The sequence below is a fragment of the Mycobacterium seoulense genome, assembly GCF_010731595.1.
GTDB classification, from domain to species: Bacteria; Actinomycetota; Actinomycetes; order Mycobacteriales; family Mycobacteriaceae; genus Mycobacterium; species Mycobacterium seoulense.
Genome location: NZ_AP022582.1, coordinates 5,194,189 through 5,217,364 on the forward strand (window position 1 = coordinate 5,194,189; position 23,176 = coordinate 5,217,364).

The 23,176-nt window shown below is 68.2% G+C and carries 29 protein-coding genes and 2 pseudogenes; 21 read left to right on the plus strand and 10 right to left on the minus strand.

From position 1 onward, the window contains the following. The first annotated feature begins 123 nt into the window (after positions 1-123). From G6N37_RS24165 to rplO, 16 genes and pseudogenes are all read left to right on the plus strand, one after another. Complete coding sequence (locus G6N37_RS24165; protein ID WP_163685454.1) at positions 124-1,086, plus strand: DUF4436 domain-containing protein; 963 nt, start codon at positions 124-126, stop codon at positions 1,084-1,086. A 41-nt stretch (positions 1,087-1,127) separates the two neighbouring features. Next, positions 1,128-2,331, plus strand: a pseudogene (locus tag G6N37_RS24170) (HNH endonuclease signature motif containing protein); the annotation flags it as partial. Positions 2,332-2,415: 84 nt separating this feature from the next. Continuing rightward, positions 2,416-2,892: a hypothetical protein gene (locus G6N37_RS24175; RefSeq protein WP_163683872.1), complete on the plus strand. Its 477-nt coding sequence runs from the start codon at positions 2,416-2,418 to the stop codon at positions 2,890-2,892. A 137-nt stretch (positions 2,893-3,029) separates the two neighbouring features. Next, positions 3,030-3,374 (plus strand): annotated as a pseudogene (locus G6N37_RS24180) (hypothetical protein); the annotation flags it as partial. Positions 3,375-3,576: 202 nt separating this feature from the next. Next, positions 3,577-3,864 (plus strand): hypothetical protein, encoded by a 288-nt coding sequence (locus G6N37_RS24185; RefSeq protein WP_163683873.1) that lies wholly within the window; start codon positions 3,577-3,579, stop codon positions 3,862-3,864. A 58-nt stretch (positions 3,865-3,922) separates the two neighbouring features. Further along, positions 3,923-4,459, plus strand: a complete 537-nt coding sequence (locus G6N37_RS24190; protein WP_163683874.1) for a DinB family protein — start codon at positions 3,923-3,925, stop codon at positions 4,457-4,459. Positions 4,460-4,648: 189 nt separating this feature from the next. Beyond that, positions 4,649-5,017 (plus strand): 50S ribosomal protein L14, encoded by a 369-nt coding sequence (gene rplN / locus G6N37_RS24195; protein WP_003403649.1) that lies wholly within the window; start codon positions 4,649-4,651, stop codon positions 5,015-5,017. Further along, entirely contained in the window at positions 5,018-5,335 is a 318-nt protein-coding gene (rplX, locus tag G6N37_RS24200; RefSeq protein WP_067273078.1) for a 50S ribosomal protein L24, read from the plus strand. Continuing rightward, a complete protein-coding gene (gene rplE, locus G6N37_RS24205; RefSeq protein ID WP_163683875.1) occupies positions 5,335-5,898 on the plus strand; it encodes a 50S ribosomal protein L5 in 564 nt (187 codons plus the stop codon). The genes rplX and rplE overlap by 1 nt, the downstream gene beginning before the upstream one ends. A 4-nt stretch (positions 5,899-5,902) precedes the next feature. Further along, positions 5,903-6,088: a type Z 30S ribosomal protein S14 gene (locus G6N37_RS24210; RefSeq protein ID WP_007167851.1), complete on the plus strand. Its 186-nt coding sequence runs from the start codon at positions 5,903-5,905 to the stop codon at positions 6,086-6,088. A 67-nt stretch (positions 6,089-6,155) separates the two neighbouring features. Further along, a complete protein-coding gene (gene rpsH / locus G6N37_RS24215) occupies positions 6,156-6,554 on the plus strand; it encodes a 30S ribosomal protein S8 (protein ID WP_055401845.1) in 399 nt (132 codons plus the stop codon). A 21-nt stretch (positions 6,555-6,575) separates the two neighbouring features. Next, the gene (gene rplF, locus G6N37_RS24220) at positions 6,576-7,115 is read left to right on the plus strand and encodes a 50S ribosomal protein L6 (protein WP_163683876.1); all 540 of its coding nucleotides are present in this window, start codon (positions 6,576-6,578) and stop codon (positions 7,113-7,115) included. Between the two features lie 41 nt (positions 7,116-7,156). Continuing rightward, positions 7,157-7,525: a 50S ribosomal protein L18 gene (gene rplR / locus G6N37_RS24225; RefSeq protein ID WP_083174752.1), complete on the plus strand. Its 369-nt coding sequence runs from the start codon at positions 7,157-7,159 to the stop codon at positions 7,523-7,525. 38 nt (positions 7,526-7,563) lie between these two features. Continuing rightward, complete coding sequence (rpsE, locus tag G6N37_RS24230; protein ID WP_163683877.1) at positions 7,564-8,235, plus strand: 30S ribosomal protein S5; 672 nt, start codon at positions 7,564-7,566, stop codon at positions 8,233-8,235. Then, positions 8,232-8,441: a 50S ribosomal protein L30 gene (gene rpmD, locus G6N37_RS24235; protein ID WP_163683878.1), complete on the plus strand. Its 210-nt coding sequence runs from the start codon at positions 8,232-8,234 to the stop codon at positions 8,439-8,441. Before rpsE ends, rpmD begins: the two co-directional genes overlap by 4 nt. Further along, positions 8,438-8,878 (plus strand): 50S ribosomal protein L15, encoded by a 441-nt coding sequence (gene rplO / locus G6N37_RS24240; RefSeq protein WP_046185989.1) that lies wholly within the window; start codon positions 8,438-8,440, stop codon positions 8,876-8,878. The genes rpmD and rplO overlap by 4 nt, the downstream gene beginning before the upstream one ends. On the opposite strand, the gene G6N37_RS24245 is transcribed toward rplO, so the two are convergent. Continuing rightward, positions 8,879-9,805, minus strand: a complete 927-nt coding sequence (locus tag G6N37_RS24245; protein WP_163683879.1) for an LLM class flavin-dependent oxidoreductase — start codon at positions 9,803-9,805, stop codon at positions 8,879-8,881. Between the two features lie 39 nt (positions 9,806-9,844). On the opposite strand from G6N37_RS24245, the gene sppA reads away from it, so the two are divergent. Next, the gene (gene sppA / locus G6N37_RS24250; RefSeq protein ID WP_163683880.1) at positions 9,845-11,617 is read left to right on the plus strand and encodes a signal peptide peptidase SppA; all 1,773 of its coding nucleotides are present in this window, start codon (positions 9,845-9,847) and stop codon (positions 11,615-11,617) included. A gap of 4 nt (positions 11,618-11,621) precedes the next feature. On the opposite strand, the gene G6N37_RS24255 is transcribed toward sppA, so the two are convergent. The 4 genes from G6N37_RS24255 to G6N37_RS24270 form a co-directional block, all read right to left on the minus strand. After that, positions 11,622-12,536, minus strand: a complete 915-nt coding sequence (locus tag G6N37_RS24255) for a class I SAM-dependent methyltransferase (RefSeq protein ID WP_163683882.1) — start codon at positions 12,534-12,536, stop codon at positions 11,622-11,624. 22 nt (positions 12,537-12,558) lie between these two features. Continuing rightward, positions 12,559-13,473, minus strand: a complete 915-nt coding sequence (locus G6N37_RS24260) for a class I SAM-dependent methyltransferase (RefSeq protein WP_276066483.1) — start codon at positions 13,471-13,473, stop codon at positions 12,559-12,561. A gap of 10 nt (positions 13,474-13,483) precedes the next feature. Then, positions 13,484-14,434: a class I SAM-dependent methyltransferase gene (locus G6N37_RS24265; protein ID WP_163683884.1), complete on the minus strand. Its 951-nt coding sequence runs from the start codon at positions 14,432-14,434 to the stop codon at positions 13,484-13,486. 145 nt (positions 14,435-14,579) lie between these two features. Beyond that, positions 14,580-15,614, minus strand: coding sequence for an NAD(P)H-dependent amine dehydrogenase family protein (locus tag G6N37_RS24270; protein WP_163683886.1), 1,035 nt, complete (start codon positions 15,612-15,614; stop codon positions 14,580-14,582). Positions 15,615-15,699: 85 nt separating this feature from the next. Between G6N37_RS24270 and G6N37_RS24275 the strand changes: the two genes are divergently transcribed. Both G6N37_RS24275 and G6N37_RS24280 read left to right on the plus strand, forming a co-directional pair. After that, positions 15,700-16,308 (plus strand): TetR/AcrR family transcriptional regulator, encoded by a 609-nt coding sequence (locus G6N37_RS24275; RefSeq protein ID WP_163683888.1) that lies wholly within the window; start codon positions 15,700-15,702, stop codon positions 16,306-16,308. Continuing rightward, complete coding sequence (locus tag G6N37_RS24280) at positions 16,305-17,537, plus strand: cytochrome P450 (protein ID WP_163683890.1); 1,233 nt, start codon at positions 16,305-16,307, stop codon at positions 17,535-17,537. The genes G6N37_RS24275 and G6N37_RS24280 overlap by 4 nt, the downstream gene beginning before the upstream one ends. Here G6N37_RS24280 and G6N37_RS24285 read toward each other — a convergent pair. Next, a complete protein-coding gene (locus tag G6N37_RS24285) occupies positions 17,534-18,172 on the minus strand; it encodes a class I SAM-dependent methyltransferase (protein ID WP_372514711.1) in 639 nt (212 codons plus the stop codon). The two genes, G6N37_RS24280 and G6N37_RS24285, sit on opposite strands and share 4 nt — an antisense overlap. Before the next feature lie 75 nt (positions 18,173-18,247). Here G6N37_RS24285 and G6N37_RS24290 point away from each other — a divergent pair, with 75 nt between their 5' ends. Next, positions 18,248-19,123, plus strand: coding sequence for a helix-turn-helix transcriptional regulator (locus tag G6N37_RS24290; RefSeq protein WP_163683894.1), 876 nt, complete (start codon positions 18,248-18,250; stop codon positions 19,121-19,123). Here the strand turns inward: G6N37_RS24290 and G6N37_RS24295 are convergent. Continuing rightward, positions 19,038-19,697 (minus strand): TetR/AcrR family transcriptional regulator, encoded by a 660-nt coding sequence (locus tag G6N37_RS24295; protein WP_197745718.1) that lies wholly within the window; start codon positions 19,695-19,697, stop codon positions 19,038-19,040. The genes G6N37_RS24290 and G6N37_RS24295 overlap by 86 nt on opposite strands. A gap of 98 nt (positions 19,698-19,795) precedes the next feature. Between G6N37_RS24295 and G6N37_RS24300 the strand changes: the two genes are divergently transcribed. Beyond that, complete coding sequence (locus tag G6N37_RS24300) at positions 19,796-20,644, plus strand: SDR family NAD(P)-dependent oxidoreductase (RefSeq protein ID WP_163683897.1); 849 nt, start codon at positions 19,796-19,798, stop codon at positions 20,642-20,644. 3 nt (positions 20,645-20,647) lie between these two features. Here G6N37_RS24300 and G6N37_RS24305 read toward each other — a convergent pair whose 3' ends face one another. From G6N37_RS24305 to G6N37_RS24315, 3 genes are read right to left on the minus strand one after another with little or no spacing between them, the layout of a single operon-like run. Then, on the minus strand, positions 20,648-21,532 hold the full coding sequence (locus G6N37_RS24305; protein ID WP_163683899.1) for an MBL fold metallo-hydrolase: 885 nt from the start codon (positions 21,530-21,532) through the stop codon (positions 20,648-20,650). Continuing rightward, positions 21,532-22,185 carry an L-fuculose-phosphate aldolase gene (locus G6N37_RS24310; protein ID WP_163683901.1) on the minus strand — a complete coding sequence of 218 codons (654 nt, stop codon included), beginning with the start codon at positions 22,183-22,185 and terminating at the stop codon, positions 21,532-21,534. Before G6N37_RS24310 ends, G6N37_RS24305 begins: the two co-directional genes overlap by 1 nt. Beyond that, positions 22,185-23,162 (minus strand): NAD(P)-dependent oxidoreductase, encoded by a 978-nt coding sequence (locus G6N37_RS24315; RefSeq protein ID WP_163683903.1) that lies wholly within the window; start codon positions 23,160-23,162, stop codon positions 22,185-22,187. Before G6N37_RS24315 ends, G6N37_RS24310 begins: the two co-directional genes overlap by 1 nt. Positions 23,163-23,176 lie beyond the last annotated feature (14 nt).

The window sequence follows — 23,176 nt, forward strand, 5'->3', positions numbered from 1 at the left end:
CGGGTTACGGCGGTATGGACGGCGAATGACGGGGGATTCGTCGGCGCGCACGGTCCGCGCGAGTTCGCTAGCATCTGACCGCGTGTGGCCGTCGACGCGCCCCAAATCGCCACTGGGCTGGCAATGACCGCCGAGGCGCCCGCGGCGCTGGCCCCGCCGCCCCCATCGGACGTGCCGCCGTCGCCCGCACAGTCGTCCGGCAAACACAAGCGGAACCGGCCGCGGATGGTGATCGGGGTGGCCGTTCTGGCGGTCGTCATCACCGCCTACGTGCTGTCCCTCTTCGGCGTCCACTGGCTCGAAAGGTCCGAGGGACCACTCCCGCCGCTGGATCTCAGCCAGGGTGGGGGCGACGCGACCATCGTGCAGTTGCAGGTCGAGGAATTGAAGCCGGTTGCCAAGCACCTCGCGGTGAATGTGCTTGTCTATCCCGGGATTTCGGCGTACGACAACCGATTCGACGTGCTGGGTACCGACGTCGCCGTGCGCCTGTACCCGACGAGCGACCTGGGGGACCTGCACTACCCGAAGGGCAGGGCGCCGGCGCAACTCAGTACCACCGTCGAGGCGCACGGCGATCCGGGTAACTGGCCGTTCGACTCCTATCGGACCGAGCCGATTTCCGCCGACGCGTTCGTCGGGTCGGGCGACAACCTGAAGAAGGTGCCCGCGCGGGTCGAGGTGACGGGGGAATTGGACGGGTGGGACATCACGGTCAACCGCGTCCACGACCCCGCGGCGCTGCCGACGCAGCGCGGCACCGACAACGGGAACGTGGTCATCACCCTGAAGCGGGCCAAGGGACCGCTGATCTTCGACCTGGGCATCTGCCTGGTCCTGATCAGCCTGCCCACGTTGGCGCTGCTGGTAGCCATTCCGATGGCGCTGGGCAGAAGGAAGTTTCTCCCGCCGTTCGCGACGTGGTACGCCGCGAACCTGTTCGCCATCGTCCCGCTGCGCAACATCCTCCCCGGCGCTCCGCCGCCCGGATCGTGGATCGACCAAGCCATCGTGCAGTGGGTGTTGATCGCGCTCGTGACGGCGATGAGCTTGTACATCTTCGCCTGGATCCGGCAGGGGGACTAGCGCGTCGATCTTTGTCGGACCGTGGTGGCAGAATCGAACCTATGTTCGATTCGAGGGTGTCGTCGGCGGGGGTGATCGCGGCGTTCGATGAGCTCTTTGAGCGGCGGTATCCGTCGAAGACGGGGGAGTCGGCGGGGCTGCGGAGCGGATCGGCTGTTTTGCGCGGGTGGAGAATCGGGCGGTGGCCGCGCAGTTGGCGGCGATCGGGGAGTTGTTTGCCTATCGGCTCTCGCGGTGTGGCGAGTGTGAGGATTGGGCTATCGATACCGAGGCGGCGGTGGCCGCTGAGGTGGCCGCGAGTTGCGGATCGGTCAGGGCCTGGCGGCCAGCCGGGTGCGTTATGCCCGGGCGCTGCGTGAGCGGTTGCCGCGGGTGGCCGAGGTGTTCGCCGCCGGGGACATCGATTTTCGGATGGTGGCGACGCTGGTGTTTCGCACCGATTTGATCACCGACCCCGAGGTGGTGGCGGCCGTGGATGCGCGGTTGGCCGCGCAGGTGGGGCGTTGGCCGTCACTGACCCCGGCCCGGCTGGCTGCCCGGGTGGACAAGGTGGTGGCGGGCGCCGACGCCGATGCGGTGCGCCGGCGTCGGGACCGCGCGGCGGGGCGCGAGGTGTGGATCGGTGAGATGGGTGAGGGGTTGGCGCGCATCGAGGGCGTGGTGTGCAGCCCCGATGCGGCCGCCCTGGACAACCGGCTGGATGTGTTGGCGGGGACGGTGTGTGCCCACGATCCGCGTAGCCGCGTGTAGCGCCGCGCCGATGCCCTGGGCGCGCTGGCCGCCGGGGCCGACCGGCTGGCATGCCGGTGCGGACGGGCGGACTGCGCCGCCGGCGCCCGGCCCGCGGCCGCTCCGGTGGTGATCCATGTCATCGCCGAACAGGCCACGCTCGAGGGCGGCGGCGGCGCCCCGGGCTGCCAGCTGGGCGCTGAGGGGTTGATCCCCCCCGAGTTGCTCGCCGAGTTGGCCGGCGCGGCCACGCTGGTGCCGCTGATCCACCCCGGCGACGCCCCACCCGAGCCCGGGTATGTGCCCTCTGCGGCGTTGGCCGATTTCGTGCGGTGCCGCGATCTGACCTGCCGCTGGCCGGGCTGTGATCACCCGGCGCTGACCTGCGACCTCGACCACACCATCCCCTCTGCCCTGGGTGGGCCCACCCACGCGGGCAACCTCAAATGCTTGTGCCGCACCCACCACTTGCTGAAGAGATTTTGGGGCCGGCGGGACAAGCAACTGCAGGATGGCGGCACTCCAGTTACTCGTCTAGTGCAGGTCGAACTGTCGTAGCGTTCTTGGTGCGACCAAATACCCCCGGAAGGGACATTCGCTATGCCGAAAATTACTGCCCGCTCGATCGTGGCGCTCACCGCAGCAGCGGCCGCCCTCATTGCGCATGCTGCGGTCGCCAACGCCGATCCGGCGGACAACCCGCCGATGCAGACATCTCGCGGCGACTACGTCGGAGACTGGCAGAGACACCTAAGCACGATGACGATCGCGCCCGACGGCACCGGGACGATGCTGCTCGGGTCCAGCGCCCGCGACGGCGAGAGGTGGACGATGCGCTGGACGCAGGGCGACGGCGTGGGTCTTGCGATCAGGTTGGAGCAGCGCATCGGTGCCTGGGGCGACGGACTGGACGGCGACATCAACGAGCAGACCGCGTGGAAGGCCGAGCTCGTCGTGGCCCCAGACGGTGTCACCGTCCTCCACTTAGCCCACAACGATGCCGAACTCACCGATGCGCACGCAGGTGACATCTGGTGCTCACAGAAGTATGGCTACAGCCGCTTCTGTGGCGCCTGACGAGCGTCGCCGGCCAGCTCGGATGAGGACGCCACGTGCGTGGCGTCAGCCAACCTTCGTCCGAGGTCGAATAAATGCTTGATTTGCCCGGCAACACGAGCGGCAAAGGCGACCGGCTGAAACGTAATTTAGCCAGTCGCAGCCATCATCTGGTGAAAACCTTCTGGGGCTGGCAGGACAAACAGCTGCCCGACGGCACCCTGATCTGGACCTCCCCGGCCGGGCACACCTATGTCACCACCCCGGGCAGCGCGCTGCTGTTCCCCAGCCTGAGCCGGGCCGTGGGCGGCATGGCGGCCCCCGAAGCCGACCCCCCGCAGGACTTCTGCGCCGGGCGCACCGCGATGATGCCGCGCCGGCGCCGCACCCGCGCCCAGGACCGCGCCACCCGCACCGCCACCGAACGCCGACACAACCGCCAGGCCCGCCAAGCCGCCCCGGTCACCACCGCCGACCCCGACCACGACCCCCCGCCCTTCTGACGGCCGGTCATCGTCGGTCACCGCCCACGAAGCCCTGACCTGGGCCACGGTCGATAAATGCGCCCGATTATCAGCGCTTCGACCCGCTATGGAGGTACGATCCGTGTGTCCAATTCTGGAGAACATGATCGTGAGATGCGTCGCTAAAGCTGTTGCGTTACTCACCGTTTGCGTTCCGATCGCCGGGGCGCCGGGATTCGCGTTGGCCGACACGGTTGACCCCGGCCACCTGGCTTCGGTGGAGAGCTGGCCGGACAACGCGTGCGGCGGGTTCTTCTCCTGGCATGTGATCAACGGCTCCAAAGAAGCCCCGATCCGCGCGACCGTGGCGGTTCAACGCACAAAAGGTGCTGAGCAGTTCAACGATCAATACGTCTACAAGCTCGCACCTGGCGAGTCGAGCTTTGTCTCGTGCAGACGAATAAGCGCTACGGACGGGCCCCCTCCTTACGACATCACCGCCTGGCTGGTGGGTGCAGACAAAGCCTAGGAATCAATCGGGTCCTTCTCCCGAAGACCCACCGCCGTCCTAGGTGCAAGATTGCACAATGCCCGCTCCGCTGCCCCCGTTGGCGGCCGAAGACCACGTCTGCGCTGCCTGTGGTGTGAGTTACCCGGACACCCGGGTCGAGGACGCCATCGCCGTCATCGCCGGCCTGCCGGACGCGGTTCGGGACGTGGTCTCCGCGATCTCGCCTGACGCGCGGCGGGCACGGCCCAGCCCGGAAGTGTGGTCGGTCGCCGAATACCTCTGCCACCTGCGCGACGTCTACGTGAGCTTCACCATCCGGCTGCACCGCGTCCGCACCGAGCAGCAGCCCGCCTGGGAGCCGATGCTCAACGATCTGCGGGCCCGCCGCTTCCGCTACAACGACTGCGACATCGATGCGACCCTCGACGAGCTGGCGGCCGCCGCCGGCGGGTTCCGCGACGAGGTCGCGCGCATCCAAGACGAGGGCTGGGACCGCACCGGCAGCAGGTTGCCGGGCGAGCAGCGCACCGCCCGCTGGCTCGTGCGCCAGGCCATGCACGAAGGTGTGCACCATCTCGGCGATATCCGGACCATCGGGGAAACGGCTCCTTGAACCGGCCTGGGCCGCGAATTTGGCTCTGAGCTGGTCGTCCCCTAGACTCTAGGGGTTGCCTTGGGCAGACCTCGGCCGGTGCGAATCGGCCCCGCGTGCCCTTCGGCGACAAAGACCGCGCATGTCAGGTTTTTCGGTGGGCTGTGGCTTGCCTCCTGCCGTGCACACGCAACCAGGTCAGGAGATCGAGTGATTCAGCAGGAATCGCGGCTGAAGGTCGCCGACAACACCGGCGCCAAGGAGATCTTGTGCATCCGGGTGCTCGGCGGTTCGTCGCGACGCTACGCCGGCATCGGAGACGTCATCGTCGCCACCGTCAAGGACGCCATTCCCGGCGGCAACGTCAAGCGTGGGGATGTCGTCAAGGCCGTCGTGGTACGCACGGTCAAGGAGCGCCGCCGCCCGGACGGCAGCTACATCAAGTTCGACGAGAATGCCGCGGTGATCATCAAGCCCGACAACGACCCGCGTGGCACGCGCATTTTCGGGCCGGTCGGCCGCGAACTGCGTGAGAAGCGGTTCATGAAGATCATCTCGCTTGCCCCGGAGGTGTTGTAGATGAAGGTCCGCAAAGGCGACACCGTCTTGGTCATCGCGGGCAAGGACAAAGGCGCCAAAGGCAAGGTGCTGCAGGCCTACCCGGAGCGCAATCGGGTCCTGGTCGAGGGCGTCAACCGGATCAAGAAGCACACCGCGATCTCGAGCAACCAGCGCGGGGCCCAGTCGGGCGGAATCGTCACCCAGGAAGCCCCGATCCACGTCTCCAACGTGATGGTGGTCGACTCCGACGGCAAGCCCGCTCGCGTCGGTTACCGGGTCGACGAGGAGACCGGCAAGCGGGTCCGCATCTCCAAGCGCAATGGCAAGGACATCTGATGAGCACTGCAGAAAAGGTGCAGCCGCGCCTGAAAGAGCGCTACCGCAACGAGATTCGTGATTCGTTGCTGCAGCAGTTCGGCTACGGGAACGTCATGCAGATCCCGACCGTGACGAAGGTCGTCGTCAACATGGGCGTCGGCGACGCGGCGCGGGACGCGAAGCTGATCAACGGCGCGGTCAACGACCTGGCGCTGATCACCGGGCAGCGGCCCGAGATCCGCCGGGCGCGCAAGTCCATCGCCCAGTTCAAGCTGCGCGAGGGCATGCCGATCGGCGCCCGGGTCACCCTGCGTGGGGACCGGATGTGGGAGTTCCTGGACCGTCTCACCTCGATCGCGCTGCCGCGTATCCGCGACTTCCGCGGGCTGTCGCCCAAGCAGTTCGACGGTGTCGGCAACTACACGTTCGGGCTGGCCGAGCAGTCGGTGTTCCACGAGATCGACGTGGACAAGATCGACCGGGTCCGCGGCATGGACATCAACGTCGTCACCTCGGCGACGAACGACGACGAAGGACGAGCGCTGTTGCGGGCCCTCGGCTTTCCCTTCAAGGAGAACTGAGCAGATGGCGAAGAAGGCACTGGTCAACAAGGCCGCACGCAAGCCGAAGTTCGCGGTGCGCGGCTACACGCGCTGCAACAGGTGCGGCCGCCCGCGCGCGGTCTTCCGCAAATTCGGGCTGTGCAGGATCTGCCTGCGCGAGATGGCGCACGCGGGCGAACTGCCCGGCGTGCAAAAGAGCAGTTGGTAACAAGCCCCAAACAGTTGCGCGGTAGGCCCGGGACGGGAACCGCCGCGAGGAAGGTGACACGCCTGTCATGACTATGACGGACCCGATCGCAGACTTCTTGACACGTCTGCGCAACGCCAATTCGGCGTATCACGACGAGGTGACGTTGCCACACTCGAAGATCAAGGCCAACATCGCCCAGATCCTCAAGGCCGAGGGCTACATCACCGACTACCGGACGGAAGACGCCCGGGTCGGCAAGTCGCTCGTCGTCCAACTCAAGTACGGCCCCAGCCGGGAGCGCAGCATCGCCGGATTGCGGCGAGTGTCCAAGCCCGGTCTGCGGGTGTATGCGAAATCCACCAACCTGCCGCGCGTGCTCGGCGGCCTGGGCGTGGCGATCATCTCGACCTCCTCGGGCCTGCTGACCGATCGTCAGGCAGCCAGACAGGGCGTGGGCGGCGAAGTCCTCGCGTACGTGTGGTAGCGGGAGAGGCAGCAATAGATTATGTCGCGCATTGGTAAGCAGCCGGTTCCGGTTCCCTCCGGAGTCGACGTAATGATCGAGGGCCAGAACGTCTCGGTGAAGGGCCCCAAGGGCAGCCTGAATCTGACCGTCGCCGAACCGATTACGGTGGCGCGCAACGAAGATGGCGCGATCGTGGTCACCCGTCCCAACGACGAGCGGCGCAACCGGTCGCTGCACGGGCTGTCGCGCACCCTGGTGTCCAACCTGGTCACCGGTGTGACCGAGGGTTACACCACCAAGATGGAGATCTTCGGGGTCGGTTACCGCGTGCAGCTCAAGGGCGCCAACCTCGAGTTCGCGCTGGGCTACAGCCACCCGGTGGTCATCGAGGCGCCCGAGGGCATCACGTTCGCGGTGCAGTCACCGACGAAGTTCTCGATCTCCGGGATCGACAAGCAGAAGGTCGGCCAGATCTCGGCGAACATCCGCCGCCTGCGCCGTCCCGACCCGTACAAGGGCAAGGGCGTGCGCTACGAGGGTGAGCAGATCCGCCGCAAGGTCGGAAAGACAGGTAAGTAGCCATGGCGCAAAAACAAGCTGACACCGCCGCGCGGAAGCCGGTGGGGCAGAGCGTATCCGCGACTCGTCGGGTCTCCCGGCTGCGCCGGCATGCGCGGCTGCGCAAGAAGATCACGGGCACCCCGGAGCGTCCGCGGCTCGTCGTCAACCGGTCCGCACGGCACATCCACGTGCAGCTGGTCAACGACGAGAACGGCACCACGGTGGCCGCCGCGTCCTCCATCGAGGACGACGTGCGCGGCCTGCAGGGCGACAAGAAGGCCCGCAGCGTGCGGGTCGGCCAGTTGATCGCCGAGCGCGCCAAGGCCGCCGGTATCGACACCGCGGTGTTCGACCGCGGCGGGTACACCTACGGCGGACGGATCGCGGCGCTGGCCGATGCCGCACGCGAGAACGGATTGAGTTTCTAGATGATCGAGACCTCGAACAAGCCTGGAAGGACCGCATAATGGCGGAACAGTCGGCCGGCGGGCAAGGCCCAGACAGCCGTGACTCGCGCGGTGACCGCGACAGCCGCGGTCGGCGCGACGGTGACCGCGGCCGTGGCCGCGATCGCGACGGCGACAAGAGCAACTACCTCGAGCGGGTCGTCGCCATCAACCGCGTCTCCAAGGTGGTCAAGGGCGGTAGGCGCTTCAGCTTCACCGCGTTGGTCATCGTGGGCGACGGCAATGGAATGGTCGGCGTCGGCTACGGCAAGGCCAAGGAAGTTCCGGCCGCCATCGCCAAGGGCGTGGAGGAGGCGCGCAAGGGCTTCTTCCGGGTCCCGCTGATCGGCGGCACCATCACGCACCCGGTGCAGGGTGAAGCGGCCGCGGGCGTGGTGCTGCTGCGCCCGGCCAGCCCCGGTACCGGTGTGATCGCCGGCGGTGCGGCGCGTGCCGTGCTGGAATGCGCCGGTGTGCGCGACATCCTGGCCAAGTCATTGGGCAGCGACAACGCGATCAACGTGGTGCATGCCACGGTCACCGCGCTCAAGCTGCTGCAGCGTCCCGAGGAGGTGGCCGCCCGGCGCGGACTGCCCATCGAGGACGTCGCCCCGGCCGGAATGCTGAGGGCCCGGCGGGAAAGTGAAGCGCTGGCCGCAAGCGCCGCGCGAGAGGGAACGGCACCGCAATGAGCGAACTGAAGATCACCCAGGTGCGCAGCACCATCGGGGCCCGCTGGAAGCAGCGGGAGAGCCTGCGCACCCTGGGCCTGCGACGGATCCGCCACTCGGTGATCCGTGAGGACACCCCGCAGACCCGCGGCCTGATCGCGGTGGTCAACCACCTCGTCGTGGTGGAGCCGGCCGAGGCGACAGCCGCCGGAGGGAAGAAGAAATGACGATCAAGCTGCACGACCTGAAGCCCGCGCCCGGGTCGAAGACCGCGCGGACCCGAGTCGGTCGCGGTGAGGGCTCCAAGGGCAAGACCGCCGGCCGCGGCACCAAGGGCACCAAGGCCCGCAAGAACGTGCCGGCCACCTTCGAGGGTGGGCAGATGCCGATCCACATGCGGCTGCCCAAGCTCAAGGGCTTCCGCAACCGGTTCCGCACCGAGTACGAGATCGTCAACGTCGGCGACATCAACCGGCTGTTCCCGCAGGGCGGCTCCATCGGCGTGGACGAGTTGGTCGCCAAGGGCGCGGTCCGCAAGAACGCGTTGGTCAAGGTTCTCGGCGACGGCAAGCTGACCGTCAAGGTCGACCTGACGGCGCACAAGTTCAGCGGCAGCGCCCGCGAGAAGATCACCGCCGCGGGCGGCTCGGCCACCGAGCTCTGATCAGCCCAACCGCGGAATCACTTCCGCGGCAAGGCGTTCCATCTGCTCGCGGTTCTCTTCGACGTCGACGCCGACCGGGTTGAGCAACAGGTACTCCGCGCCGGCGTCGATCACCTGTTGCAGCCCGCGCGCGACGTCGTCGGGCGTGCCCGAGACCGGTACATCGTCGACGCCCGGCATCTTGCCGTAGATCCGCCGCAGCCCGGCGAGCACCCGCTCCCGGGCCCGCGCCGCATCGTCGTCCACCATGAGGTAGACGCGCTTGCCGATGGTGAAATGCGCCGGGTCCCTTTGCTGTTCGTCGAGTTCACGGCGCACCACGGCGACGGCTCCGGCGAAGGCCTCGGTGGTCGACGACCCCGCGCCCAGGAACGAGTCGCCGTGGCGCACCGCGCGGGCCAGGGCCTTGGGGGCCAGGCCGCCGAACCAGATGGGCGGATGCGGACGCTGCACCGGCTTGGGCGCGATCGGCAGGTCGTCGACGTCGCGGAACCGGCCGTGGAAGGTGATCCGGGGTTCGTCGGACCAGGCGGCCTTCATCAACTCAAGACCCTCGGTGAAATACGAGATGTACGTTTCCTTTTCGACGCCGAACGCCGCGAATTTGCGGAAGCCGCCGCCGGTCCCGACGCCGACGTCCAGCCGGCCGTGGCTGAGCCGGTCGACCGCCGTGACGGACGACGCCAGCTGCAGCGGATCGTGCAGTGAGGTCACCAGTACGGCGACCCCCAGGCGCAGGCGTTCGGTGCAGGCCGCGCAGTAGGCCAGCAGCTCCAGCGGCGCCAGCAGCGGCGCGTCGCCGATGATCTGCTCGAGCACCCAGCCGCCCTCGAAGCCGAGCTCCTCGGCGCGGATCAGGTAGCCGCGCAGGCCGTCGGCGTCGAACCCGTCGTAGTCGAATTGGGGGATGGCGATCGAAAACCTCACCCCACCACCGTACGGCGGCGGTGTCGGTACGCTGCAGACATGTTCGCCTTTCTGCCCTCGATTCCCGGGGTCGACGACGTCCGCGCGCTCGCCGACCGGGTCGACACCGCCCGCCACCACGGCGTCCCCAACGGCTGCGTGCTCGAGCTCGACCTGCGTACGGCACCGCCGGAGTCGGCGGGGTTCGACCCACTGGCGATTTTCACCGGCGGGAGGCCGATGGCGCTGCGCGACGCGGTCGCCGCCATCCACCGCGCGGCCGAGGACCCGCGGGTCGCCGGCCTGATCGCCCGGGTGCAACTAACCGCCTCACCGCCGGCGGCGGTGCAGGAACTGCGCGAGGCCATCGCCGCGTTCAGCGCCGCCAAGCCGACGCTGGCGTGGGCCGAGACCTACCCGGGCACGCTGTCCTACTACCTGGCCTCGGCGTTCGGCGAGGTGTGGATGCAGCCGTCGGGAAGCGTCGGACTGATCGGCTTCGCCAGCAACGCCACCTTCCTGCGCGACGCGTTCGACAAGGCGGGCATCGAACCGCAGTTCGTGGCGCGCGGCCAATACAAGTCCGCGGCAAATCGTTTCACCGAGCACGGTTTCACGACGGCCCATCGCGAGGCCGTCACCCGGATGCTGGAAAGCCTGCAGGAGCAGACCTGGCAGGCGATCGCCGAGTCGCGCAAGCTCGACGTCGGCGCGCTCGACGCGCTGGCCGACCGCGCACCGCTGTTGCGCGACGACGCTGTGGCCGCCGGCCTGCTCGACCGGATCGGGTTCCGCGACGAGGCCTACGCCCGCATAGCGGAACTTGTTGGCGTAAAGGATGTTTCGGATGAGGACGACCCGCCGCGGCTGTACTTGACCCGGTATGCCGGCGCGGCCCGCTCCCGATTGGCGCCGCCCAGACCGCCGGTGCCGGGCCGGCGGCCCAAGCCGACCCTGGCCGTCGTCACCCTCGACGGCATGATCGTCGACGGGCGCGGTGGTCCCGGTTTCCTGCCGTTCGGGGCCTCCACCGCCGGGGGCGACACCATCGGGGCGGCGCTGCGGGAGGCGGCCGCCGACGAGTCGGTGTCCGCGATCGTGCTGCGGGTCAACAGCCCCGGCGGCACGATCACCGCGTCGGAGAGCATCTGGCGCGAGGTGACCAGGGCGCGCACCCGCGGCAAGCCGGTGGTGGCGTCCATGGGTGCCGTCGCCGCCTCCGGCGGCTACTACGTCTCGATGGGGGCCGACGCGATCGTCGCCAACCCGGCCACCGTCACCGGGTCGATCGGTGTGCTCACCGGCAAGCTGGTGATCCGGGACCTGTTGGAGCGGTTGGGGGTCGGGTCGGATACCGTGCGCACCAACGCCAATGCCGACGCGTGGTCGATGGACGCGCCGTTCACTCCGGAGCAGCAGGCTCACCGGGAAGCCGAGGCGGACCTGTTCTACGCGGACTTCGTCCGGCGGGTCGCCGAGGCGCGCAACCTGACCGCCGAAGCCGTCGATCGTGTTGCGCAGGGGCGAATTTGGACCGGCGCCGACGCCCTCAAGCACGGGCTGGTCGACGAACTCGGCGGCTTGCGCACCGCGGTGCGGCGGGCCAAGGTGCTGGCCGGCCTGGACGAGGACAGCGAAGTGCGCGTGGTCAGCTACCCGGGCTCCTCGCTGCTGGACATGCTGCGGCCGCGGGCCTCGTCGCAACCGGCCGCCGCGTCACTGCCGGACGCGCTGGCGGCGCTGCTCGGCCGCACGGTCGGCGGCATCCTGGACAACGTCGAGCAGACGCTGAGCGGTGCCACCGTGTTGTGGCCCGGGCAGTCGCGGTTCTGACGAACTACCCGGCGAGCCCGCCGCTGATGAAGATGATCTCGCCGAGCGGGTCGTCGTTCTCCGGGGCGGGCGCCTCGATGCCCTGGCGCCGGAACAATTCCGTCCGGGTGGTCCCCTCGACGTCCCACCGCTTGGACCGTAGATAGTCCACGACGTGGTTGCGCTCGCCGGCGTAGACCAGCGACGCCATGTCGATGTCCACCCCGTGTTCACGGAAGGAACCCGACATCTCCCGCACCTTGTCGGCATCGAAATCGACGATGCCGGGCACGAATTCGGTGGCGATCGTGCTGCCGGGCACGCTGAGTGCGGTGATGTTGTCGAACAACCGGTCCTGGGCCTCGGGCGGCAGGTAGATCAGCAGACCCTCGGCCAGCCACGCGGTGGGCGCCGTCGTATCGAATCCGGCCGCTTTCAGTGCCGCCGGCCAGTCGGCGCGCAGGTCGATCGGCACGGTGCGCCGCGTCGCGGTCGGTTCGGCGGGGATCCCGGCCAACGTGGCGGTCTTGAACTCGATCACGCGTGGCTGGTCGATCTCGTAGACCACCGTGCCGACCGGCCATGGCAACCGGTACGCGCGCGAGTCCAGCCCCGATGCCAGTATCACCACCTGGCGGATTCCGCCCTCCGTCGCCTTGACGAAGTAGTCGTCGAAATACTTGGTGCGCACGGCCATTCCGTCGACCATCGCCTGCATGCGGACCAGGGAAACGTTCTCGATCGCGTCGAGGTCGAGTTCGCCGTCCATCATCTTGGTGAAGAAGTCCACGCCGACCGCGCGAACCAGCGGTTCGGCGAACGGGTCGTGGATGAGGCCGCGGGGATCCTTCGTCGCCATGGCGCGACCGGCGGCCACCATGGTCGCCGTCGCGCCCACACTGGACGCCAGGTCCCACTCGTCGTCGTGAGCGCGTGACATAGCCGAAACCCTAGCCAATCCGCTAGGCGAGCGTCGCGGCGACGTAGCTCAACTCGCCGAAGGTGGCCGACATCTCGTCCTCGGGGAATTCGAACCCGTTCTGCGCGTACAACTCCCGTGCCGGATGCGCCGTCACCCGCCAGCCGCGGGCACCGAGGTAGTCGGCGACGACGTTGCGTTCCCCGCGGTAGAACAGGTCGGCCGCGTTGAGGTTGAAGCCGAAGCGCTGCCACCGTTCGCTGATGCGCTGCAACCGCTCGTCGGAGAATGCGTTGGGATCGGGCACGTGCTCGGTGGCCAGCCGGCTGCCCGGGGCGCTGAGCGCGGTGATGTTGTCGAACAGCCGGTCCTGGGCCTCGGGCGGCAGGTAGGGGAGCAACCCTTCTGCGCTCCACGCGGTCGGCTGCGCCGTGTCAAATCCGCCGTCGCGCAGGGCCCTCGGCCAGTCATCGCGCAGATCGATGGCGATCGCGCGGCGCTCGGCGGTCGGCGCGGCGCCGAGCCCGGCGAGGGTGTCCGTCTTGAAGGCGATCACCTGTGGCTGGTCGATCTCGTAGACGACGGTCCCGGCGGGCCAGTCCAACCGGTAGGCCCTGGTGTCCAGGCCCGAAGCCAGGATCACCGCCTGTCGGACACCGTCTCTGGTCGCGCCGGTGAAGAAGTCGTCGAAGAACCGGGTGCGAACCGTGATCTGTTCGGCGCGGGCCTTGCGGTTGAACAGCGGGTCGTCCTCGAAATCGACCTGCCCGTCGACGATGCGGATGAAGGGCTCCAGGCCGACGGCGCGGACCAGCGGTTCGGCCAGCGGATCGTCGAGCAGCGGGTCGGGTCCCTGCGACGCCACCGCGCGAGACGCCGCCACCATGGTGGCCGTCGCCCCCACGCTGTGCCCGGGTCCCCAGCTGTCGCCTTGCGTGCGTCCCGATTCCACAGTCATGCAATGGCTCCTATTTCTTCTCCAAAGTGCCGCTGACGTAGAGCATTTCACCCATGCGCATGTCGTCGTCCTCGAGCGGCGGAAGCCCGTTGGCCGAGAACAACTCCCGGATGGTGACGCCGTTCAGCGCCCAGCCCCGGTCGCGCAGGTAGGGGGCAGCCTCGTTGCGTTCCCCGAAGTACACCAGCCCCGCCATGTCGAGGTCGAAGCCGTGCGCACGCCAGCGTTCGGAGATCTGCTGCATGCGCTCCCTCATCTTGTCCTCGTCGCCGGGCTCGCGATTGGGCGCGCTTTCGACGGCCAACCGGCTGCCCGGTGCGCTGAGTTCGGTAATGGTGTCCAGCAGTCGGTCCTGCGCCTCCGGGGGCAGGTAGCCGAGCAGGCCCTCGGCGCTCCAGGCGCTCGGCCGGGCCGGGTCGAAGCCGGCGGCCCGCAATGCGGTGGGCCAGTCGTCGCGCAGGTCGACGGCCACGACGCGCCGGTCGGCGGTGGGCGCGGCGCCCAGTTCGGTGAGGGTGCGCGACTTGAAGTCGATGACCTGCGGCTGATCGACCTCGTAGACGACGGTCCCGGCGGGCCAGGCCAGCCGGTAGGCGCGGGCGTCCAGCCCAGAGGCCAGGATCACCGCCTGCGTGATGCCCGCGCGGGTCGCGTCCAGGAAGAACTCGTCGAAGAACTTGGTGCGCACCGCCATGTTGTCGGCCATCCGGGACATCGCGCCGGCGGAACCGGTGGCGCCGTCGTGCGCGTCGTTGAGCTCGTCCGGGTTCACCTCGCCGGTCGCCAGCCGGGTGAGCAGGTCCACGCCGACGGTCCGCACCAGCGGCTCCGCGAACGGGTCGTTGATCAGCGGACGCTCCGCGCGGGTCGCCACGGCGCGGGCGGCGGCGACCATCGTCGCGGTCACCCCGACGCTGGATGCCAGGTCCCAGGTGTCGCCCTCGTACCTGGTGGAAGTCATGTTCGCCCCTGTTCAGAAGTAGTTGGGCTAATATTTAGCCAATTTAACAAGCTTCTCCCACTGTACGCCGCCTCCGATTCGCGGCAACCTGACCGATGGTTGGGGTGCTCGGGCGCTCGCCCGTGAAGGCCGCGTTCGACCGGCGCTAGAGCAGGGCGCCCCGGGATCCGGTCACAGGCAGATCAATCGGGCTGATGACGCCGGGTCGGGCCTCGCAGAGGAACGGTATGGCGTTGACCGCCGCGACGGCGGTGCTGTCCATCAACACGGTCATCACGTCCTCTCCCGGGTTGCCGAAGCGGATCGTCGCGTCGACGCGTGGCTCGCCGTCGATCACCACGCTGAATCCCTTGGGATCGCTCCATTGCGGGTCCAGCGCGTCGTCGCTCATGGTCCAGCAGATGGCCAGCTCGACCACCGGGCGGCCGCCGCGATAACCGCGATAGGTGCGGCGCTGGCCCCCGGCGGTGCCGGCGGCGTAGTTCACCCAGCCCAGATCCAGATCCCGGGTCAGCACCGCGGGCTCGACGAACGCCTCCTTGGAGTCGAGCTCGGCACCCAGCATGGCGGCGATCATGTCCAGCGTCTCGAAGTAGCCCAGGCCGTATCGTTGCGTCGCCGGGTCGAGGTGCGTCACCCGCTCGCGGGGGGTTTTGCCGAATCCGAGCACCTTCCACACGTCCTGTATGGGATACGTTGTGCAGTCCAACGTTTCGACGAGCTTGACGCTGCGCACCCGTCGGCATGCGCCGGTGAGGAAGCCGGCGACCACATTGATGAAGCCCGGCTCGAATCCCGTCCCCAGGAAGGTCGCGCCGCCCTCTTGCGCCGCCTCCTCGAGCGCCGGGAGTTCGACGGGGTGGTGGGTGCCGGTCAGGAAGTCTCCGGTGGTGACCACGTTGATGCCGCGGCGCAGCATCCTTTCCACCAGCTCGTAGTCGATGGCGCGCGGCATGTAGTTGACGCAGTCGGGCGCCAGGTCGAGCAGCGCGTCGACGTCGCTGGTCGCGGCGACGCCGATCGCGGGCCGATCGGCGAGTACCCCGGCATCGCGTCCCACTTTCTCCGCGCCCAGGGCGTGGACGCCCACCACGTCGAAGTCGTCGCGGTCGAGCAGGATGCCGAGCGCCCGCTTTCCGATGTTGCCGGTTGACCACTGAACCACGCGGTAGGGCGCCATGGGTGTTCCTCCGTCGCGCATCGGACGCTGGACCGTTGACATCGTAAGCGCACATTGTTCTAATCGGAATACTGTTCGAATTCGAATGCTGTTCGAAAGGGGGGCGCTCGTGGAGGCTGTGGCCAATGCGCCGGTGCTGCGCTACGGGGCGCTCGACCGCGCCCACCTGACGAAGCACCTGTTGCGGCTGGCGAAGCGCGTCGGCGTCGGCCGGGTGACGATGCGGGAGCTGGCGGCCGAGGCCGGCACGGCGGCGTCATCGGTCTACTACCACGTGCGCGACAAGCGGGAACTGCTTGATCTGCTGATCGAGTCGGTGCTGGCGCAGATCGAGGTGCCGGACGAGGGCGACTGGGAATCGCGGTTGGTCGTGCTCTACATGAACGCCTGGAAGGTGCTGGTGGAGGTACCCGGGATCGCGGCCTTGCTACAGGAGCATGCGCACACCGCGGCGGCCGCCGAGATGGACCGCGCATCGCGCGGAATTCTGCGCGAATCCGGTTTGAACGCGGAGCGTTTCGATGCGGCGCACGCCACGCTGTATGTCCACCTGCTGGGTTCGGTTCAGCTCGAGCACATCCGCCGCGCCGGTGCCACGGCTGACGGGCCAAGCGACGGGGCGTTCGCATACGGGTTGCGCCTGATACTGACCGGTCTGCGCAACGAGCTCGAGCACGGTTCAGGCGCATCGTGACAGGCACGACGATCGACCTCGCCGAGCCGTCGATTTGGGGGTCTCGGTTTCCCGACGATGTGTTCGCCGCGCTGCGCGCCCGTACGCCGGTATTTCACCAACGGCTCACCGATGACGTGAGATCTACCGTCGGTCGCGAGTTCTGGGTGTGCACCAGGCATGCCGACGTCGCGCGGGTGCATCGCGATCACGAGTCGTTCACCGCGACTGGTGGACCGCTGATTCAGGATGTGCCGTTGTTCGACGCCTATCCGGCGATCGTGAGCATGGATCCGCCGGATCACACGATTCGCCGCAAGGTCATCGCCCGTGCCTTCACGCCACGGGCCGTGGCCAAGTTGGAAGCCGGCATTCGCGATCGGGCCAAGGCGATGGCCGCTAGGTTGCGGGAATCCGGTGGCGGTGAGTTCGTCGATCTGGCCGCGGGGTTACCCATCTCGGTGATCGGCGATATCGTCGGGATTCCCGACGCCGACCGCCCGCATGTGTTCGGTTTGATCGAGCGGGTGCTGAAGACCGCCGGCGCGCAGATGTCCGTTCCCGACGGTGACGACCTGTTGCCCTTCATGGAGCTGTTCCTGTACGCCAGCGAGCTGACCGCTTACAAGCGCGAGCATCCCGTGGACGACATTTGGAGCGCGCTGTGCACCACCGAGATCACGGCAGAGTCGGGGCAGAGCTTCTTGCTGCCCGCCAACGAGCTGGAGATCTTCTTCTTCATCCTCGGGTTGGCCGGCGCGGACACGACCCGAAACGCCCTGTGCGACGGGCTTCGTGCCTTCGTCGCCAACCCGGATCAGATTGCGGTCTACCGATCCGATCCGGATGCGCGGCGTACGGCGGTCGAGGAGGTGATCCGCTACTCCACACCGATCATGTTCTGGGTGCGTGGAGCGGTCCGCGACGTCGTGCTCGGCGAGATGACGATCCCCGAGGGTGCGCGCGTGGTGACGATGTTGCGCTCGGCCAATCGCGACGAAGACGTCTTCGAGGATCCATACCGGTTCGACATTCGCCGTGATCCCAACCCCCACCAGTCCTTCGGAGGTGGTGGCGCCCACCACTGTCTGGGCGCGATGCTTGCCCGGGCGGAAGTCCGGGCCGCCCTGGACGAGATCTTGCTGAAATCCGGCGTCATCGAAGTCGGCGAGCCGAGGATGACGTTTCCCGACCTCTGCAACAACATGACCGTCTACGAATCACTGCCGGTTCGCCTCGGCCAGGGCTAGGCCGGACGGGCGGCGCGATAGTAGGTGAGCCGTCCGACCACGCGTTGCTTGTGCGTGGCGACCTGTGTGCACTCGAACCCGGCCGTCCTCAGCAGTCGGGGAATCGCGTCACCGAGGTTGCCGGCCGCGTGGTGGCTGCGCCTGATGAGCCGGGCCGCCACGCCGTGGTCGTCGGTCGCGTCACCGCCGATGTCGACCAGGTGCAGCCTGCCCCCGGGGCGAAGGACCCGGAAAATCTCGGCCGCCGCAGCGGCTTTCGCGTCGTCGTTGACATGGTGCAGCATCATCGACGACAGCACCCGGTCGAATTCGCCGTCGGCGTAGGGGAGCCGTTCGGCGTAGCCCTGTTCGAAGCGGACCTCGTCCGTCTTTCGCCGCGCCCGGTCAAGCGTCCTCGGGTCGGGATCGCATCCGATCACCTCGATGTGCGGATAGGCGCGCTTGGCCATGATTGCGAGATTGCCGGTGCCGCAGCCGATTTCCAGGATGCGACGGCAGTCGGCGAGTTGAGCCTGCGCGATGAGGGCCTCTTGCACCCTTTTCATGCCCAGCAGGCGAGACATCAGGTCGTACGCGGGCAGCAGCGCGTCATGGCCGGCGGCGGGCAGGTAATCATGTGGATGATGTTTCGTCACGTCATCCATGGTGAACCACTGACCAGTCCGAGAATTGGGTGATCATCGGTGAAACCTAGATTATTTTTGGTACCTATGACGCGACCGACTCGGATGGTCAGGCAGCGCGCGGGCGTGCCGATCTACGAATACCGAAGCGGCCCGGATACGCCCCCGGTGTCGGTGGTGCGCTCGGGCCCCGAGGATTTCGTCGAACGGGGCCGCCACATCCACGACTTTCCGGCGCTTTGGTACCTGCCGGAGGCCGGTCTCGTCCACGTGGCGGCCGCGGGCGAGGTGCTCGACCCGAGATGGCTGGAGCATCGCGACGCCGGCGTTGCGGTTTTCTTCGACCCCGCCGCGCTCGGTGAGGACGGGCGATCGCCGTGGCCTGCGTGGCGGGCCCACCCGCTGCTGTTCCCGTTCCTGCACGGGCACGCCGGCGGGATCCTGCGCCTACAGGTGCCCGACGAACGACGGCCGGCGTGGGACGCCGCGATCGCTTCGATCGAAGCGGAACTGCGCGAGCGGCAGGACGGCTACCGGCAGGCGGCCCTGTCGCATCTCACGCTGTTGCTGATCGATCTCGCGCGGCTGGCGGGCCCGGTGGCGGCCGAGCTACGCCGCAGTGGGGAACCGCTGCTGGCCGGGGTCTTCGAGGTGATCGACCGGCGTCACCGCGAACCGTTGTCGCTGCGTGACGTGGCCGCCGAGCTCGGCATCACGCCAGGGCACCTGACCACCGTGGTGCGGCGCCGCACCGGACGCACCGTCGGGGAGTGGATAACCGACCGCCGCATGGCCGCGGCTCGCGCCTTGCTGGCCGAAACGGACCTGCCGGTCGCGGAGGTCGCCAGGCGGATCGGGATGTCCGATCCGGGCTATTTCAGTCGGCTGTTCGGCCGCGCGCACGGGGCCTCGCCGCGCGAATGGCGGGGCGCGACCCGGTGGGCAGGTCACGCACGCCGTTGATCGCGATATCGATCGCGGATTCGACAGCGGCGCGTAACTGCTCGGCGGTGCCTTCGTCTTGCAGGCACGCGAGCGCGGCGGCGATCGCCGCCCCCATGACCGAGCCGATGACGGCGGCAGCGGCCGCCGGGTCGAGCGCGTCGGAATACGCGCGATGCAGCGCCCGGGCCAATTGGGTTTCGGCGAGGAAGTAGCGGTGCAGGGTGGCCGCCTGAACGGCGGGCACAGACACAATCATCGGCAGCCGCACCGCGGCCAGGCCGCCATGGACTTCCTCGGTGAGGGCATCGGCCAGCATGTGCTGCATCGCCGCCACGAGGACGTCGGCCATCCCATCATCCGGTGCGCGCTGCTCGATGAGAGCCACTGCGGCGCTGACCCGGCGGGATAGGTGAGGAAAGAGGACCTCATCCTTGCTCGCGAAGTAATTGAAGAATGTCTTCGTGGAAACACCTGCGGTGGAGGCAATCTCAGCGACAGTGGTCTCCTCGTAGCCCTTTTCCTCGAACAGGCTCATGGCCGCGCTGATGAGCTCCCTCCTAGTCTGCGTTCGCTTACGTTCGCGCAGGCTCATCTGGCTTGTCGTGATCGCCCCTTTCCCGCTTATTACATCCGATGTAATATTACATCAGATGTAATATATCGCGGTAGCTCGCCGGAGAGGAATCGGTCATGCGGCGGTTCGAGAACGCGGTGGCGATCGTTACCGGCGGCGGAATGGGTCTCGGCGAGGCGCTGTGTGAGGAGCTCGGGCGCCGGGGCGCGACGGTCGTCGTCGCCGATATCGATGGCGATGCCGCACGTCAGGTGGCCGGGCGACTGACGCAGGCCGGCAGAACGGCAGTTGCCGTAATGGTCGATGTGGCCGACCAAACGGGCGTGGCGCGGCTGATCGAGGACACCTTCGCCGAATACGGACACCTCGACTACATGATCAATAACGCCGGCATCGCGATCGGCGGGGATTCTCGCGACCTTTCGGTGCAGCAGTGGCGTCGCGTCCTCGACGTCGACCTGCTGGGCGTGGTGCACGGAACGGTGCGCGCCTATCAGCTGATGACGCGCCAGGGCCACGGACACATCGTCAATATCTCGTCACTCAGTGGGCTGGTGCCGCAGCCGGGCAATGCCGCGTACTGTGCGAGCAAGCATGGGATCGTTGGGCTTTCGCTTTCGCTGCGGGCTGAGGGAGCGGACCTCGGCGTGAAGGTAAGCGTGGCATGCCCGGGCGACATGAAGACGAAGATTTACGACAACATGGTCGTGGTGAACATGCCGCGCGAGCAGGTGGCGGCTCTGAGTCGGCGCACCCACTATCTGATGCCCCAGATGAGCGCCCGGGCCGCGGCCGCCGCGATCCTGCGCGGCGTGGAGCGGAATCGGCCGTTGATCGTGTTTCCGGCTGTGGTTCAAGTGATCTGGCACTTATACCGCCGTTTCCCCGGGATGTTCTATCGGATCAACATCCATCGCATGAAGCTGTTTCGTGGACTTAGGCCCGCTGAGCCTGAAATGCAATAGCTGTCATAAGGATTCGAAGTCCAGCCAGCGGTCGACCTCGAATTGATCGGCCACGGCGCGGATCGTGGCGCCGCCGCAGCCGGGGTAGTGCGCGGGCAGCACGGCGGCCTTAGCCTGGACGGACTCGGTGAAGATCCGGCGGCGGGTCGCCGCGGCCGCCGACGGGTCGACGTCGAACGCGCAGGCGTCGGCGGGGCGGCGCAGCTGCAGCGGGCTGTGGGTGAGATCGCCGACGAAGACCGCCGGCACGCCCGCATCCAGCCACAGCACCGAGGAGCCCGGGGTGTGGCCCGGGGCGGGCCGCAGCCGCAGCGAGGGGCTGATCTGGTAGTCGTCGGACCATTGGACCAGCTGCCCCGCCTGGTCGACCGGGGCAACGCTGTCGGCGAAGACCAGCCGGTCGCCGGGCTGCTCGCCCGCGGGCCCGTCGGGCGAGAAGTGGCGGTAGTCCGCCGCCGGCACCAGGTATCGGGCGTTGGGAAACGTCGGCACCCAGGAGTCGTTCTCCCGCATGGTGTTCCACCCGACGTGGTCGGAGTGGATGTGGGTGTTGACCACCACGTCCACCGCGTCGCGGTCGACGCCGGCCGCCCGCAGCGCCGCCAGGAACTCGGTGCTCAGGTGGTCCAGGGGTGGCATGTGCGGGCGCTCGCGATCGTTGCCGACGCCGGTGTCCACGACCACGGTCAGCCCGTCGACCTCGATGACCCAGCTCTGGATCGCGATGTGCCACTGGTCGGTGCCGGGGTCGAAGAAGTCCGGCACCAGCAGGTCGGCGTTGTCCCGCCACCCCGAGGGCGGGGTGTGCGGGAAGGAGCTTGTCGGCAGGTCGAATTGAAGTTCCAGCACCCGCGCCACGCTCGCGTGGCCTAACCGGACCCGGCGCATCAGGCGTTCGCGCGCAGGTAGCCGTAGACGCCGGCGAAGTTGCGGTTCACGTCCTCGGGTATGGGCACCGGGCCGCCGAGGGCCCTTGCACCCCAAACGATTTGGGCGGTCCGCTCGACCAGGGCGGTGATGTGCAGCGCCTTGTCCGGCCGCGGGCCCACGGCCACCAGGCCGTGGTTGGCGATCAGCGCGGCGCCCCGTCCGTCGAGCGCCTTGACGGCGTTGGCGCCGACGTCGGGCGTGCCGGACGCGGCGTACTCGGTGCATCGGACGTCCCCGCCGCAGTACACCGCGAACTCGTCGATGCAGGCCGGAATCGATTGGTGCGCAATGGCGAACATCGTCGCCCACACCGGGTGGCTGTGGATGACGCTGCCGATGTCGTCGAACGCGCGGTAGCAGGCCAGGTGCAGCTGCAACTCCGACGACGGTGAGCGGCCGTCGGCCGCGCGCAGCACGGCGCCGTCCGGGTCGATCAGGACGAGGTCTTCGAGCTGCATGTCGCGGTAATCGACCGACGACGGCGTGATGACGATGCTGCCGTCGGGGCGCCGCGCGGAGATGTTGCCGGCGGTTCCCTCGACCAGGCCCCGGCGCAGCATGTCCTTGGCCGCGTCCAGCACCGCGTTCTCGGGGTTGTCAACAAATTTCATCACGCCAGCACCTCCGGGTTGACGATGTGGGCGGGCGTTTTGCCGGACAGCAGCGCCTCCAGATCGTCGGCCACCATTTGCGCCTGCCGAGCCTCAGTGTTCCACGTGGCGCCGCCGATGTGGGGCGTCAGCACGACATCGGGCATGCCGACCAGCGGGTGGTCGGTGGGCAGCCATTCGCCGACGAAGTGGTCCAGGCCGGCGGCCGCCACTTTGCCGCCGCGCAGCGCGTCGACGAGCGCGTCGGTGTCGTGCAGCTGGGCGCGCGCGGTGTTGAGGAAGACCACGCCGTCGCGCATGGCGGCGAACTGCGGCGCCCCGATCATGCCGACCGTGTCGTCGGTGACGGGCGCGTGCAGCGAGACGACGTCCGCCTCGGCCAGCAGCTCGTCGAGTCCGTGCCGCGCCTCGTCGTTGTACGGGTCGTGAGCGATGACCCGCATGCCCAGCCCGGCCAGCCGCCACCGGGTGGCGCGCCCGACCGCGCCCAGGCCCACTAGGCCGACGGTGCGCCCGGCGATCTCCCAGGCGCGGAATCGCTGATATGGGATGCTGCCGTCGCGAAAGATGTTGCCGCTGCGGACATCCGCGTCCGCAGGCAGCAGCCGGCGGGTGGCGGCCAGCAGCAGCGCCACCGTCATCTCGGCGACCGCGTCGGCGTTGCGGCCCGGGGTGTTGAGCACCGGGACACCGGCGGCCGTGGCCGCGGCGATGTCGACGTTGTTGGGGTCACCCCGGGTGGACGCGATCGCGCGCAGCCCCTGCTCGAGCACCGGCCCGGCCACCGAGTCGCCTTCCACCACAAGGACATCGGCGGCCTCGGCCGCGATGCGGTCGGCCAGTTGCTCGGCGCTGTAGATCCGCAGCGGGGTCTGCTCTATCCAGGGGTCGTAGACCACATCGGCCAGTTCGGCGAGCTTGGCGAAGCCCGGCCCCCGCAGCGGGGCGGTCACCAAGGCGCGCGGTCTTGACGTCACGAAGGTCAATGCTG